This is a genomic window from Methanothermobacter sp. (genome assembly GCA_030055615.1).
In the GTDB taxonomy this organism is placed as follows: Archaea; Methanobacteriota; Methanobacteria; order Methanobacteriales; family DSM-23052; genus Methanothermobacter_A.
The window spans coordinates 1-14,415 of the sequence record JASFYN010000002.1; the positions used below are offsets into that span (position 1 = coordinate 1).

Genomic DNA, 14,415 nt, shown 5'->3' on the forward strand with positions numbered 1-14,415 from the left:
GTCCGCAGGGAAAACTGGTAAGGTTTTTGAGGTCGTGGCATCCTCAAGGGGAGGAGCAGGGAGTCAAATGCCATTCTACGCACTTTTAGGCGTTGTAAGTATCGTACTCCTTATAGGCGCCGGCTACTTCCTCAGAGGATTCGGAAAATTCTGAAAAATTATCCCTCTTTTTATATTTTTCTTGGAACCCCCCACTACCTTATTTGATTATCTTCAAAATTTTAAGGAAAAATAGAAAAGCTATGAAAATTATATGATTAAGAAGATACTTTTTTTATATGTAACAATCTATTATAATTTATCATATTGATTTTCCTATTTGGGGTGCTATTAATGAAAGAAAAAACTAAAGAGATAGGTGCAAGGATAAAAGAGTTAAGAGAACTTTCAAATATCACAGTAGAAGAGATGGCAGACCACTTAGGGGTTCCTAAGGAAACTTATGAGAAATATGAGACAGGAGAAGAAGACATACCCGCCAGCATATTATTCGAGATAGCTCATAAACTTGGCGTTGACATGGGACTTCTTCTCACAGGAGAAGAAGCTAGGATGCATATTTTCACTGTCACAAGGAAAGGTAAAGGTGTTAAAGTTGAAAGACGCAAACAGTACAAGTATGAAAGCCTCGCCGAGAAATTCATTCATAAGAAGGCGGAACCATTCATAGTAACGGTAGAACCCAGAGAAGATAAACCAGAGATGAACAGCCACCCAGGACAAGAATTCAACTACATCCTAGAAGGTAGCATAAGATTCTATATCCACAACAATGAGATAATACTTAACGAAGGCGACTCAATATTCTTTGATTCATCATATCCACATGCAATGGAGGCCCTCAACGGCAAAAGGGCAAAATTCCTAGCCATAATAATGTAAAATGAGGTGGCAAAGACATGGCGTCAATACTAAAAAAATTCGTCAACAGGATAGAGTTCGAATCATATGAAGATTTCAAGGAAAACTTCAAAATAATAGTACCAGAAAATTTCAACTTCGCCTATGACGTGGTTGACTGGTACGCCAAAAAACACCCACAAAAAGAAGCTCTAGTATGGTGTAACGACAACGGAGACGAACGCATAATAAACTTCAAAGAAATGAAAGAATACTCAGAAAGGGCGGCCAACTTCTTCAAAGACTGTGGGATAAAAAAAGGCGACAGGGTAATGCTAACCCTAAAGGGAAGATACGACTTCTGGTTCTCATTACTGGGCCTCCATAGGATAGGGGCCATCGCAATCCCAGCAACCCACATGCTAAAAGAAAAAGACATAATCTACCGTATAAAAAAGGCGGATATAAAGATGGTGGTTTGCATTGCAGAGGACGGCGTGCCAGACTGTTTCGACAAAGCCCAAGAAGAGATGGGTGACATTCCCCTCCTAAAAGTCATTGTAGGCGACGAAGACAGGCCTGGTTGGATTAATTTTAGAGAGAAACTTGAGGAGATGCCTAAAACTTTCAAAAAACCGGAAGATTACCCTTCAGACGAGGACATATTATTAGTATACTTTTCATCCGGGACTACTGGGATGCCTAAGATGATAAAACATGATCACACTTATCCCTTAGCCCATATAGTCACTGCAAAATATTGGCAGAACGTCCGAGAAGATGGCCTACACTATACAGTAGCTGATACAGGATGGGCCAAGTCAGTGTGGGGTGGAATCTATGGCCAATGGATCTGTGGAAGTGCAGTATTCGCCTATGACTATGATCGTTTCAACCCTATTAACATGCTGAAAAAATTAGAAGAGTATAATATAACAACCTTTTGCGCCCCACCCACAGTATACAGGTTCCTGATAAAAGAAGACATTTCTAAGTATGATCTTTCAAGTATAGAATATGCTGTGACAGCAGGGGAACCTCTAAACCCAGAAGTTTTCCATAAATTCTATGAACAGACTGGTTTAAAACTTATGGAAGGCTATGGACAGACAGAATCTGTTGTATCCATCGCCAACTTCCCATGGATGGAACCCAAACCAGGGTCAATGGGCAAACCAGCCCCATTATATGATATAGAATTAGTTGACAATAATGGAAACCCAGTAGACGTGGGAGAGGAAGGGGAGATAGTCATAGACACTTCAAAGGGCAAACCATTAGGACTCTTCGGCGGCTACTACCTGGACGAGGATAAAACAAAAGAAGTATGGTACGATAACAAGTATCATACAGGTGACACAGCATGGATGGACGAAGACGGATATTTCTGGTTCGTCGGGAGAACCGATGATATAATAAAAAGTTCAGGGTACCGTATAGGACCATTCGAAGTTGAAAGTGCGGTCATATCCCACCCTGCGGTACTAGAGTGTGCAGTTACAGGCTACCCAGACCCTATTAGGGGACAGGTAGTAAAAGCTACAATAGTACTTGCAAGGGGATATGAACCATCCGAGGAACTCAAGAAGGAGATACAAGATCATGTCAAGAGGGTTACAGCCCCCTACAAATATCCTCGTGTAATAGAATTTGTTGATGAATTACCTAAGACCATTAGTGGCAAGATAAGGAGAGTTGAGATAAGAGAAAGAGACATGAAAAAAGCAGGAGAACAATAAATGGAACCATATCCAGTAATTAATCCACTGGAATGTAAAGGATGTGAAAGATGCATACTAGCTTGTAAAGGTAAAGTACTCTTTATGAGTGATAAGATTAATGAGAGAGGATATCACTACGTCGAATACAAGGGGAGTGGATGTAAAGGTTGTGGAAACTGCTATTATACTTGCCCAGAACCCCATGCCATAGAAGTGCACATCCCACTCAAGAAGAGGAGGAACTGACAAGATGGCAACACAAATGGTAAAAGGGAACACAGCAGTTATCATAGGGGCTATGTACGCTGGATGCGATTGTTACTTCGGATATCCGATAACCCCCGCCAGTGAGATACTACACGAAGCCGCTAAATACTTTCCAATGGTCGGCAGGAAATTCGTGCAAGCAGAATCCGAAGAAGCAGCCATAAACATGGTATACGGTGCTGCTGCGGCAGGCCACCGTGTAATGACAGCATCATCCGGGCCAGGTATAAGCCTGAAACAGGAGGGAATATCGTTTCTTGCAGGCGCAGAACTCCCAGCAGTCATAGTGGACGTGATGAGAGCCGGCCCAGGACTTGGGAACATAGGACCCGAACAGGCTGACTACACCCAACTAACGAAGGGAGGAGGACATGGAAACTATAAGAATATCGTTTTAGCCCCTAATAGTGTCCAGGAAATGTGCGATCTTACAATGGAAGCATTTGAACTCGCGGACAAGTACAGAACCCCAGTTATCGTGCTAGCGGATGCTGTTCTTGGACAGATGGCAGAACCTTTAAAATTCCCAGAGAAGGCCATAGAACATAAACCTGACACTTCATGGGCAGTCTGTGGCAACAAAGAGACTATGAAAAACCTCGTAACATCAATTTTCCTCGATTTTGACGAGCTCGAAGAATTCAACTTCTATTTACAAGAGAAGTACAAGAAAATAAAAGAAAAAGAGGTAAAATACGAATCTTACATGTTAGATGATGCTGATATAATCTTGGTCTCTTATGGTATAAGTAGTAGGATATCAAGGACAGCCATTGACCTCACCCGGAAAGAGGGTATAAAAGTTGGACTATTCCGTCCGATAACAGTCTCTCCATTCCCAGAAGATGAATTAGCCGAGTTAAGCAAGGACAATCCAAAGTTCATATCAGTGGAGATGAGCAACGGCCAAATGCTAGAAGATATAAGATTAGCGACAGGATGCCAAGACATCGAACTAGTTAACAGGATGGGTGGAAACCTAATCCAACTAGGAGAAGTGGTTAAAAAGATCAGGGAGGTAGCTCATGGCAGATGAAAGAATCATCAAAAAACCAAAGTGTATCCATGATGTCTTCGAGAGAAAGGGTGGAAGCGCGCCCACAGCAACACATTATTGTCCAGGGTGTGGACATGGCATACTACACAAGCTCATAGGAGAAGCCATAGACGAACTAGGAATACAAGAGAGAACGGTCCTCATAAGCCCCGTTGGATGTGCGGTATTCGCATACTACTACTTTGATTGTGGTAATGTGCAAGTGGCCCATGGAAGAGCACCAGCCGTGGGGACAGGAATATCACGTGCAGAAGACGATGCCATCATAATACTCTACCAGGGTGACGGGGATCTTGCATCGATAGGATTAAACGAGACGATACAAGCCGCCAACAGGGGAGAGAAGATGGCGGTATTCTTCGTTAACAATACAGTTTATGGCATGACAGGAGGCCAAATGGCCCCAACAACCCTAGTTGGGGAGCCCACTATAACATGCCCAGAGGGTAGAGATCCAAGATTTGCGGGTTATCCATTGCATATGTGTGAGTTACTCAACAACCTAGAAGCTCCTGTATTTATTGAAAGAGTTTCACTAGCAGATATAAAACATATTAGAAGGGCTAAAAGGGCTGTTAAAAGAGCTCTTGAGATACAAAGGGATGGTAAAGGTTATGCATTCGTGGAGGTTCTTTCACCGTGCCCAACAAACCTGCGCCAGGATGCTGAAGGCGCTCAGAGATTCATAAATGAAGAAATGGAGAAAGAATTTCCTGTTAAAAATTTCAGGGACAAAGCCGATGAAGTCGAACCCCTCAAACGCGACAATAGCGATTTTTCCAAGGAAAGTCTTGACAGGATATTCCAAGTAGAGGAATCACTCCCAGAACCCAAGGACGACCCAGAATTCGGAGAAATTAAAGTGAAGATAGCCGGATTCGGAGGTCAAGGGGTGCTTAGCATGGGCTTGGCACTCGCACAGGCGGCCTGCACAGAATCCAGGCACGTGTCATGGTATCCAGCTTATGGTCCCGAGCAGAGGGGTGGAACTTCAAGCTGTGCCGTTGTAATATCAGGTAATGTGATAGGCTCGCCAGTAGTGGATGAACCAGATATACTAATCGCATTTAACCAACCTTCACTTGAAGAGTTCGCACACACCGTCCCAGAAGATGGGCACATCCTCTATGACTCCACAACAATAAAATATAAGGGTGAGGGTAACATCATTGGTGTTCCAGCCTTTAAAATCGCGAAAAGTGAAGGAGCAGAAAGAGCTGCTAACACGGTCATGTTAGGGGTTCTCATGGAATTAGGCCTAACAAAACTCTCAAGGAGATCATTCGAAGACGCTCTAAAATTCATATTCAGTGGAAAAGAGAAAATCATAGACATAAACTTAAAACTACTAGATATAGGTGCTAAATGGGCCCGAGAAAACATAATGGGAGGCCTATAAATGGCCTATAGAGGGCTTGCAAAAAGATTACTCGAAAAAGAATCCATTAAAGTCGGTGACCAAATCCGCATAAAAAAGGATGATATAAGCTATGAAGGGATGCTACTTGACAGACCCGAGGATGCTGATGACAAACACCTAGTACTAAAATTAGATAATGGCTATAATATTGGAGTGGAGATCGAAGATGCCAGGATAGAGCTGATAGAAGAAGGCTCAAAGCCTGAAATAAAGCTCCCACCAGTCGATGTTAAAAGAAATCCTGAATTACCAGACATATCAATAATATCAACAGGGGGCACTGTCGCATCAATCATAGATTACCAAACAGGAGCTGTCCACCCAGCATTCACTGCAGACGACCTTCTAAGAGCCAACCCCGAATTATTAGATATCGCGAATATACGTGGAAAAGCCATATTCAACATTTTAAGCGAAAACATGCGCCCAGAATATTGGGTTGAAGCCGCAAATGCCATAGCCAAAGAGATAGAAGATGGAGCCCATGGTGTCGTGGTGGCCCATGGGACAGATACCATGCATTATACAGCGGCGGCGCTAAGTTTCATTCTCAAAACACCAGTACCAGTGATACTTACAGGAGCGCAACGAAGCTCTGACAGACCATCATCTGACGCGCACCTCAACCTTATAAGCTCAGTTATAGCAGCGAAATCAGACATAGCAGAGGTCATGGTTTGTATGCACGCTGGTATAGATGATAAAAGCTGCCACCTACACAGGGGGACGAAAGTAAGGAAAATGCACACTTCAAGAAGGGACACATTCAAAAGCATAAATACCATGCCCATAGCAGAAATCAAAGACGGCAAAATCAAAATTTTAAGAAAAGATTATAGGAAGAGAGACCTAGTAGAACTTGAACTCAGGGACAAGATAGAACCAAAGGTAGCACTAATAAAAACCTACCCTGGTATAAACCCAGAAATATTAGAATATTACATTGACAAAGACTATAAAGGGATAGTTATAGAGGGTACAGGCCTCGGCCATTGCCCAGAGGATCTCATACCCGCTATTGAACGTGCAAATGAAATGGACATCATAGTTGCCATGGCCTCACAATGTATTAATGGTAGAGTTAACATGAACGTCTATAGTACTGGCAGAAGATTACTCAGGGCTGGGGTGATACCAGTAGCTGACATGCTACCTGAGACAGCCTATGTGAAACTTGTATGGGCCCTTGGCCAGAGTAGCGACCCCGAGACCGTGAAGAGTATAATGCTTGAGAATATCAGTGGCGAAATCGAGGATAAGTCCTCACTTAGATACTTCCAAGGGTGAAAAAGTATGGACTGGGATAAAATAGGGTTAAAGATGGGCTTGGAAATACACCAACAACTTGACAGCAAAGGGAAACTATTCTGTCCTTGTAAGTGCGAGTTAACAGATGAAGAACCAGAATATAATATAATGAGAAGATTGAGGCCCACACAAAGCGAACTCGGTAAAATAGACAGAGCAGCCTTTGAAGAGGCTAAAAGGAAGCTCAAGTTCTATTATCAGGCTTATTCTGATCATACTTGTCTCGTGGAAGCCGATGAAGAGCCACCCCATCCCATAAATAGTGAGGCATTAGAGATTGCAGTGACAATAGCATTACTCCTTAATATGAAAGTGGTTGACGAATTCCACACAATGAGAAAACAGGTAATAGATGGGAGCAACACTGGCGGATTCCAAAGAACAGGCCTTGTTGCCACAGATGGCTATGTTGAAACACCCCATGGCAGAGTAAAAATAGAAAACTTATGCCTTGAAGAGGATGCTGCAAGGAGAATAGAAGAAAAAGAAGATGGTATTGTCTTCCGCCTTGACAGGCTTGGCATACCACTCGTTGAGATAACAACAGACCCTTCAATCAAGGATCCAATCCAATTAAAAGAGGTGGCCTACCAGATAGGCCAGATACTCCGCAGCACCAAGGTTAAAAGGGGCATAGGGACCATAAGACAAGATCTTAACATTTCTATAAGGGATGGTGCAAGGGTCGAGGTCAAAGGAGTTCAAGACCTTAACCTAATACCTGAGATTGTTAAAAGAGAAGTTCAAAGACAACTAAAATTATTAGAGATACGTGAAAAACTCAAAAAGAGAAAAGCAAAGGTCGAGGATAAAATATACGATGTGGGGGAGATTTTCAAGGACACCAAATCAAAGATAATAAAAAGTGCTGAAAGCGTGCTCGCAATAAAACTAGAAGGTTTCGCAGGACTCATAGGCATGGAACTCCAACCCAACAGGAGGCTTGGAACAGAACTAGCAGATTATGCCAAGAAAAGGGGCGTAGCTGGTATATTTCATACGGATGAGCTCCCAGCTTATGGTATAAGTAAAGAAGAAGTTGAAAAGCTAAAAGGACACCTAAAAGCAGGCGAAAATGATGCTATAATAATCATAGCAGATGAAAGGAGAAAGGCAGAGGCAGCCCTAGAGGAAGTCGCATCACGGGCTAGGATGGCTCTTCAAGGTGTTCCAGAGGAGACAAGGAAAGCACTGGAAGATGGTAATACCTCCTACTTAAGACCATTACCTACAGCCAGTAGGATGTATGTGGAAACAGACATTCCCCTTTTCAAAATCGGCTCAGAGATGATCGAAAGGTTAAAGGAGAAGCTTCCAGAGCTTCCTTCGGAAAAGAAAGAGAGAATAAAGAGAGAATATAATCTAAGTGAGGATTTGGCATCTCAGCTAGTCAAGAAGGGCCTTGCAGAGGATTTCGAAAAACTTGCCAAGTTAGATGTTGAAAACACTCTAGTAGCATCATTACTCGCCTACACCCTACAAGAGCTTAAAAGAGAAGGTTACAATATAGAAAATTTAAAACTCAAAGACCTTATGGGGGCTTTGAGATTATTAGAGGATGGTAAAGTTTCAAAGGACGCCCTAAAAGACATCATAGCATACATGGCAGATAATAGAGTTAAACCACTCAAAGCAGCTAAGGAACTAGATCTCCTACTTTTAAGCAGAGAAGAAGTAGAGAAGATAATCCAAGAGATTATAGAAGAAAAAGAAGAGCTGATAAAAGAGAGGAAGATGGCAGCCATAGGCCCACTAATGGGAGAAGCCATGAAGAAATTAAGGGGAAAAGCCGATGGCAAATTCGTAAACCAAATACTTAAAGAGAAGATACAGGAAAAACTTTAAGAGTTTTTTACTTTTTCATGTTTGATGGTCGATGATTCGTTAAATGCGCATGCTTCTGCACAGCCTCTTATATCGAATTCTCCGTGGGGTATTCCATCTATTTCATGGCTTATTCATCCTCTTCCAACTCTCTAAGCGCCAATTCCCTGACCAGTTTTGTTATTTCCATTTCGAGGTTTTCTATCATGATATATATTCTGAAGAGCAAGTAGTAGGCTCCTATTATCGCTAATATAATGATCAGGTCTAGTCCACGACCAATCCCCATAATATTTGCAAGATATGATGTGGCGTTGGGGCTAATTGAAATTATGATTAGGGAACCCCATGCTAGAAGCCACAAGACGAAAACAGTCGGGGATGTTTTACCCTCTTTAAACCTCTTTATGGACAATATTATCCCTATCAGACCTGTTAATGTTCCTATGATCTGGTATAACAATCCTAGCACCTTTACAATTTTTTTAGTATGTTAACTATTAATTTGATCAATATTTTAATACCTATACTAAGGTTTGTGCCTTTTGATATAGTCTCTGGAGTGTATATAGTTTTTATAGGAATCTCTTCTAGTCTGAGACCCCTTCTTTTGATTTGACTTATTATCTCAGAAGACACACCATATCCTCTATCCTCTATTTTGATCTTGGAGGCTGCTTTGCGGGTGAATGCTCTCAAGCCGGATTGTGAATCAGAAACCCAAACACCATAAAATATTAAGGTTATTATGTTCATAAGAAAGTTTCCAATGTTCCTTGAAAATGGCATTTCACTAAAATTCCTTTTACCGATAACAGCATCTGCTTTATTGTCGATTAGTGGTCTGCAAACATTTTCTACATCATCTGGGTCATGTTGTCCATCAGCATCAAATGTGACTATATAGGATGATCCCATGGAAAGGGCTGCCTCCATACCAGTTCTCAAAGCCGCTCCAAGCCCCCTATTTATTATATGCCTGTAAACATGGACTCTATCATCATCTTTGAATCTTCTGAGGAGATAGGGTGTTGAATCGGTTGAACCGTCATCTACGACAATAATAGTATAACCTCTATCCTTTAGTTTGCCTAGAACCCGGAGTATTGTCTTTTCCTCGTTATATGCAGGTACAATAATGGTAACATCTTTTGGATTTGCCCTTTTTGCCATTGCCATTCCCATTTTCAAAGCCTTATTAGAAGCCCACACACAGAATATTAAATCTATACTATGATAATCCTGGGGTCTTTAAAGTGGGCCGACGTCTGGTTTGCCTTCTCTCATTCCCATGCCGGCTTCTCTGGTCAGCTTTTCTGGTTTAAATAACATTTTTATAACATTCTGGGCATGTTCGCGGGCGCGGTTTTCTGCGAGTATTTTAAGGTCTTTTGGGTTGGATTCCTCGTCTTCGTGGACGAATACTTCAATTATGTGAGTGTTTGTCATGAGCTGTGCTTGTATGAGTCCTGTTGAAGCTTCATGGGCGCATACTTTATCTTTTTCATCAGGACCTGGCATCCCAAAGGCCATTACAATATCGCAGCCTTCTTCTTCGATCAATTTTTTACATGCTACCGGAAGGTCTTTGACACCTGGTACTGTTCTCCTTATAATTTTTAGGTCTGGGGCGTGCATTTTTAGTTCATCTATAGCGGCACTTGCCATGTCATATCTTGCAAATGTGGTGTCACATATTCCTATACGTTTCATCTTTTCACCCTTGGTTGGGATGGTGTCTCTATTAATTTCCATTTGTCTAATAGTCTTCTTCTGGCTTCTCCAATGGTTAGAGGGTAAGGTTTATTGAATGGTAGTTTATCCTCCTTTTCAAGTATTTCTATGAGGTGGGCTATCCTTGGGAGTCTTAAATTAGCTTCTCTTATGGTTTTAACATCCTTGAATACTTCTGTGGGTGTGCCTTCTTTAATTATTTTACCATTGCTTATGATGTATATTTTGTCAGCATATAATGGTGCCATGTCAACGTCGTGTGTTGCTATGATTATGGTCATTCCCTCTTTGTTGAGATTGTAGAGTAGTCTCATTATATGGGATGCTCCCCTCGGATCTAGGCCTGAAGTGGGCTCGTCTAATACCATTATCTTCGGGTTCATTGCTAGTATACCAGCTATTGCAACCCTCTTTTTTTCCCCGCCACTCAAGTGGTGTGGTGGTTTATCTTCGAATCCTAGCATTCCAACTTTCCGCAGGGAGTCTTTCACTCTCCTTTCAACTTCATCTATTTCTAAGCCGATGTTAAATGGGCCGAATGCCACGTCTTCTTTTACTGTTGGGGCGAATAGTTGATCGTCAGGGTTTTGGAATACTATGCCCACTTTTTGCCTTACCTTCATAAGTTCCTTTTTAGTGTAAGTGATGGGTTTGCCTTCTACTTTTATTTGTCCTTTTTTTGGTTTGAGGATCCCATTAAAGTGTAAGAATAGGGTTGATTTGCCAGCACCATTGGGGCCTAGTAGGGCTACTACTTGTCCTTTTTCCACTTTAAAGTTGACATTTTTAAGGGCTCTTGTACCATCAGGGTACTCGTATGTGACATTGATAGCTTCAAGTATCATTGTTATCCACACCAAAAAAAAACGGATATTATAGTATGGATTGTCTGAAAAAGTTTATATAATTTTTATAGTTCTTGTGAAGTATACTCCTAGGAGTAGTGTTATTTCGAAGGCTATTACTAATATGATCCATTTATTATCTGTTTCATGGATTTTCATGGTTGGGATTTCTCCATTGTAGCATCTTGTCTCCATTGCTTGGTATGCTTTTTCTCCTTGTAACCAGGATCTTATAAATAGGTTGCTTGCGAGCAGTCCTAAAGATTTTATAGAATTTCTGATGCTATTATAGCCTAATCTTGTCTCCTGTGCATGGTACATTGTGGATGCTTCTTCAAGGAAAATGAATATCATCCGGTACATTAGGAGAGCTATCTCAATTATGATCTTGGGCGTTTTTATCTTCTCTAATTGTTTGAATATCTCGTTAATGGGTGTTGTAAGTGAAAGGAAAGCCAAACAAGTGAAACCACCAATTATCCTCGAGAATGTTAGGAATCCTGTGTGGAGACCATCTAAGTACACTCTAAACCAGAGGAATCCTATGGAAGATGGTTTAACCCCAAAGAATAGTCCCATTATTATAAATGTTAGAATTCCAAAGCCCATGGGTATGCTTATAAATTTGATATAATAACGTGATGGTATCCCTGCAATATAAACTGTGATAAATGACATCATAAATGCTACTGTAATTGGGATTACCGGTGATGGGGATAAAAGAGATAATATCATTGTAAGGATACCCCAGGTTAATTTTATACCCGGGGATATCCTGTTGAGATTGTTTTTATGGGCGTAAAAGTCTGTTGAAATATTCAATTCCCTCACTTCTATGAAGCTTTCTGTTTACCTTTGTAGTAGCCGAAAACGTATCCTATTATTAAGGCTCCTATGGCTGCTTGCACCGCGAAGAGTAAACTTTCTATTTCACCACTTGGGGGCTCCCATATGGGCTCAAACCATGGCTTGTAGCCGGTTTCTTCTATAACTTGACTGGCTTTATCATCCGCACCCCCAAAGTAGCCTTGTTCTTCTCCGAGGCCACCATAAATCAGGAATGGTATGATGCAGATGAAGGCAACGATTATAAGCATTATGATATGCCTCTTCTCCATGTTAATCACCTTGTGCTTGTGGGTTTTCTAGTTAATAGGTTTAGTTTTTCAGTGATGTCTGGTTTCAATTTTAGGATATTCTCGAATACCACTACTGTGAGTAATCCTTCGGCTACCCCTAGGGGTATTTGAGTGTATGCGAATATTAGCATGAATTTTGAGGTTGCTGTAATCACGTTAGGTGTTGGGAATGCTAAGGCTAACTGGAGTGATGTTGTTACATAAGTCATGATATCACCTAGGAAAGCTGCTGAAAACACTGCAATGGAGGTTGGTAGGTTTAATTTTAGGGATCCTTTGTATGTTAGCCATGCGAATACTGGGCCTATTATACCCATTGAGAATATGTTGGCTCCTAGTGTTGTTAATCCTCCATGGGCTAGTAAAAGTGCTTGGAATATGAGTACTATGGCTGCCATTACTGATGTTATCCATGGACCAAATAGTATTGCTCCTAGTCCGTTTCCGGTGGGGTGTGAGCAGCTTCCTGTGACTGATGGCATTTTAAGTGAAGATAATATGAATATGAATGCTCCGCTCACGGCTAGTAGTGGTTTCGATTCTGGGAGTTCATCTGCGACTTTTTTTATTCTTGTTATTCCGTATATGATAACTGGTAGTGAGATGGCATACCAGAGGATGCACCATTGCCATGGTAGAAAGCCTTCCATGATATGCAAGAATATCACCATCTTTTATTTTTTTTAAAGTAAACTTGAATAAAATTTTGGGTCGCATATCTTATAAATATTTTACCCTTTTGCTTCACAGAAAAAAAAATAAGTTCAAAAAAAGGAGGGGATGATTTAATCTAGGATATTCATGGTGGCTGTATTGGCATCTGGAAAGTTCCTATGCTCACACCACCAAGACCAACCCCACATATTATCTCTAATTTTTCACTTGAGGAGTTATAGGCCTTTGTTTCAATTTCAAGGTAATTTGTAGTGTTCTTTATAACCTGGAAGCCATTTGGTTCAAATGTGATTCCTCCACTGTCAACATTCGCTATCATTCTAAGGGGGATTGATGGATCTATTGGGGCTATTGTTATACCACCTATGGTAACATTTGCAACTATAGAACCATTACCCTTGAATTTTGGGTTTAAAACCGCTATGTAGAATCCTCCAGTGTTCACGTTCATTGACAAGTTCTTGAATGTTGTTTTATCGATGAATAGTGCCCCGCCACCAGCATATTGGATTGTTGAATTTATATTATCAATTTTTGAATTGTTTCCGAGGATTATTGCAACTCCACCAACCTTACTCCTACTACTTACATTGTATGTATACTTGTTCGATAGGAGGATGTTCGCAGAACCCTTATCCAACATTACATTAATTTTGAGGGTGTCGCCTTCAACTGTATAATTGACTGTAGGCCTCGGATCCTTGGGGCTTCTTTCAGTTTCAATAGTATAAACAGAATCCGTGACATTCTTAAATTCCACAGTCACACCTGAAGCATTGGATTCAACGTTTATATTAACCTTCTTTATACCTGAGACTTGACTTTCATTTAAAGTGAAATTCTCCTTGATAACATTTTCCTCTGCTGGTTTGAAGAGTGGTCCTGCCACTGCTGTTAAAAATGCCACCACTAGTATGGCTATGATTATGACACTAAAAAATTTCTCTGCATTCATTGTAAAACCCCCACCAGCATCATCAACCCTATTATTATGAGGGCTGGTATTCCAAGGACTGATAGGAATGATCTCCCAAAACCGATCCTATGTTCAATGTTTACAGCTGCTGACCCGATTATAATGGCCCATATGTACATTACAGTGAATAGCATAGTTGATGTGAAAAATGTTCCAGCTACTATTAGAGTCATTAGAGCGAATATTCCAAGGATGAATGGCGCTGCTGAAAACCCCATGAGTTTAATGGTATTTTCAAAGCTTCCTTTTCCTTTAAAGGCAAAAACTGCGACAATATGTGAAATTGCGGCCCATATTATGAGTTTTAGCAGTGCTATTACTGTGACTATCACGGCGAAGGCTATTGGGAAGATTATCCACACTCCGGTTATGGCTGATGCCACTCCACCTAACATGAAACCAAGGAATGCGCACATGAAAATGTAAAGGTACAATCCTTGGTTTTCCAAATTTTTATCCTTCACAACCTTAAATATTTCCTCTGGGGATATCATAACTTTTACGAGGTCCTTGGAGAAATTCATCATGTTTTTCAAGATCAAAGATATTACCTCCAAATTATCACATTTTAAGGGATTAATCTTCTATTCCTATTTTATTTTTAGAGAA

General features: G+C 41.0%; 16 protein-coding genes. 7 read left to right on the plus strand and 9 right to left on the minus strand.

Annotation, left to right across the window (positions count from 1 at the left end):
* Positions 1-333 precede the first annotated feature (333 nt).
* From QFX38_03060 to gatE, 7 genes are read left to right on the plus strand one after another with little or no spacing between them, the layout of a single operon-like run.
* Positions 334-882 (plus strand): cupin domain-containing protein, encoded by a 549-nt coding sequence (locus QFX38_03060; GenBank protein MDI9623849.1) that lies wholly within the window; start codon positions 334-336, stop codon positions 880-882.
* Between the two features lie 17 nt (positions 883-899).
* Positions 900-2,579 (plus strand): AMP-binding protein, encoded by a 1,680-nt coding sequence (locus QFX38_03065; GenBank protein ID MDI9623850.1) that lies wholly within the window; start codon positions 900-902, stop codon positions 2,577-2,579.
* Positions 2,580-2,807 (plus strand): ferredoxin family protein, encoded by a 228-nt coding sequence (locus QFX38_03070; protein ID MDI9623851.1) that lies wholly within the window; start codon positions 2,580-2,582, stop codon positions 2,805-2,807. It begins immediately after the preceding gene.
* A gap of 4 nt (positions 2,808-2,811) precedes the next feature.
* On the plus strand, positions 2,812-3,864 hold the full coding sequence (vorB, locus tag QFX38_03075; protein ID MDI9623852.1) for a 3-methyl-2-oxobutanoate dehydrogenase subunit VorB: 1,053 nt from the start codon (positions 2,812-2,814) through the stop codon (positions 3,862-3,864).
* Complete coding sequence (locus QFX38_03080; GenBank protein MDI9623853.1) at positions 3,854-5,284, plus strand: 2-oxoacid:acceptor oxidoreductase family protein; 1,431 nt, start codon at positions 3,854-3,856, stop codon at positions 5,282-5,284. Before vorB ends, QFX38_03080 begins: the two co-directional genes overlap by 11 nt.
* Positions 5,285-6,592: a Glu-tRNA(Gln) amidotransferase subunit GatD gene (gene gatD / locus QFX38_03085; protein MDI9623854.1), complete on the plus strand. Its 1,308-nt coding sequence runs from the start codon at positions 5,285-5,287 to the stop codon at positions 6,590-6,592. It begins immediately after the preceding gene.
* 6 nt (positions 6,593-6,598) lie between these two features.
* The gene (gatE, locus tag QFX38_03090; protein ID MDI9623855.1) at positions 6,599-8,458 is read left to right on the plus strand and encodes a Glu-tRNA(Gln) amidotransferase subunit GatE; all 1,860 of its coding nucleotides are present in this window, start codon (positions 6,599-6,601) and stop codon (positions 8,456-8,458) included.
* A 109-nt stretch (positions 8,459-8,567) separates the two neighbouring features.
* Here gatE and QFX38_03095 read toward each other — a convergent pair whose 3' ends face one another.
* The 9 genes from QFX38_03095 to QFX38_03135 form a co-directional block, all read right to left on the minus strand.
* Positions 8,568-8,909: a DUF2304 family protein gene (locus QFX38_03095; protein MDI9623856.1), complete on the minus strand. Its 342-nt coding sequence runs from the start codon at positions 8,907-8,909 to the stop codon at positions 8,568-8,570.
* Between the two features lie 2 nt (positions 8,910-8,911).
* Entirely contained in the window at positions 8,912-9,610 is a 699-nt protein-coding gene (locus QFX38_03100; GenBank protein ID MDI9623857.1) for a glycosyltransferase family 2 protein, read from the minus strand.
* A gap of 78 nt (positions 9,611-9,688) precedes the next feature.
* Positions 9,689-10,150, minus strand: coding sequence for a riboflavin synthase (ribC, locus tag QFX38_03105; protein MDI9623858.1), 462 nt, complete (start codon positions 10,148-10,150; stop codon positions 9,689-9,691).
* Positions 10,147-11,016 (minus strand): ATP-binding cassette domain-containing protein, encoded by an 870-nt coding sequence (locus QFX38_03110; protein MDI9623859.1) that lies wholly within the window; start codon positions 11,014-11,016, stop codon positions 10,147-10,149. The genes ribC and QFX38_03110 overlap by 4 nt, the downstream gene beginning before the upstream one ends.
* Positions 11,017-11,070: 54 nt before the next feature.
* Entirely contained in the window at positions 11,071-11,847 is a 777-nt protein-coding gene (gene cbiQ, locus QFX38_03115) for a cobalt ECF transporter T component CbiQ (GenBank protein ID MDI9623860.1), read from the minus strand.
* A 2-nt stretch (positions 11,848-11,849) separates the two neighbouring features.
* Positions 11,850-12,134, minus strand: coding sequence for an energy-coupling factor ABC transporter substrate-binding protein (locus tag QFX38_03120; GenBank protein ID MDI9623861.1), 285 nt, complete (start codon positions 12,132-12,134; stop codon positions 11,850-11,852).
* Between the two features lie 5 nt (positions 12,135-12,139).
* Positions 12,140-12,814: a cobalt ECF transporter S component CbiM gene (gene cbiM / locus QFX38_03125; protein ID MDI9623862.1), complete on the minus strand. Its 675-nt coding sequence runs from the start codon at positions 12,812-12,814 to the stop codon at positions 12,140-12,142.
* Positions 12,815-12,954: 140 nt separating this feature from the next.
* Positions 12,955-13,785 (minus strand): hypothetical protein, encoded by an 831-nt coding sequence (locus QFX38_03130; protein ID MDI9623863.1) that lies wholly within the window; start codon positions 13,783-13,785, stop codon positions 12,955-12,957.
* Positions 13,782-14,348 (minus strand): YIP1 family protein, encoded by a 567-nt coding sequence (locus QFX38_03135; GenBank protein MDI9623864.1) that lies wholly within the window; start codon positions 14,346-14,348, stop codon positions 13,782-13,784. Before QFX38_03135 ends, QFX38_03130 begins: the two co-directional genes overlap by 4 nt.
* Positions 14,349-14,415 lie beyond the last annotated feature (67 nt).

Excerpts from the sequence above, each read along its gene's own strand:
- QFX38_03060 (MDI9623849.1), top strand. The coding sequence starts at position 334 with ATGAAAGAAAAAACTAAAGAGATAGGTGCAAGGATAAAAGAGTTAAGA.
- QFX38_03065 (MDI9623850.1), top strand. The coding sequence starts at position 900 with ATGGCGTCAATACTAAAAAAATTCGTCAACAGGATAGAGTTCGAATCA.
- QFX38_03070 (MDI9623851.1), top strand. The coding sequence starts at position 2,580 with ATGGAACCATATCCAGTAATTAATCCACTGGAATGTAAAGGATGTGAA.
- vorB (MDI9623852.1), top strand. The coding sequence starts at position 2,812 with ATGGCAACACAAATGGTAAAAGGGAACACAGCAGTTATCATAGGGGCT.
- QFX38_03080 (MDI9623853.1), top strand. The coding sequence starts at position 3,854 with ATGGCAGATGAAAGAATCATCAAAAAACCAAAGTGTATCCATGATGTC.
- gatD (MDI9623854.1), top strand. The coding sequence starts at position 5,285 with ATGGCCTATAGAGGGCTTGCAAAAAGATTACTCGAAAAAGAATCCATT.
- gatE (MDI9623855.1), top strand. The coding sequence starts at position 6,599 with ATGGACTGGGATAAAATAGGGTTAAAGATGGGCTTGGAAATACACCAA.
- QFX38_03100 (MDI9623857.1), bottom strand. The coding sequence starts at position 9,610 with ATGGCAAAAAGGGCAAATCCAAAAGATGTTACCATTATTGTACCTGCA.
- ribC (MDI9623858.1), bottom strand. The coding sequence starts at position 10,150 with ATGAAACGTATAGGAATATGTGACACCACATTTGCAAGATATGACATG.
- QFX38_03110 (MDI9623859.1), bottom strand. The coding sequence starts at position 11,016 with ATGATACTTGAAGCTATCAATGTCACATACGAGTACCCTGATGGTACA.
- QFX38_03120 (MDI9623861.1), bottom strand. The coding sequence starts at position 12,134 with ATGGAGAAGAGGCATATCATAATGCTTATAATCGTTGCCTTCATCTGC.
- QFX38_03130 (MDI9623863.1), bottom strand. The coding sequence starts at position 13,785 with ATGAATGCAGAGAAATTTTTTAGTGTCATAATCATAGCCATACTAGTG.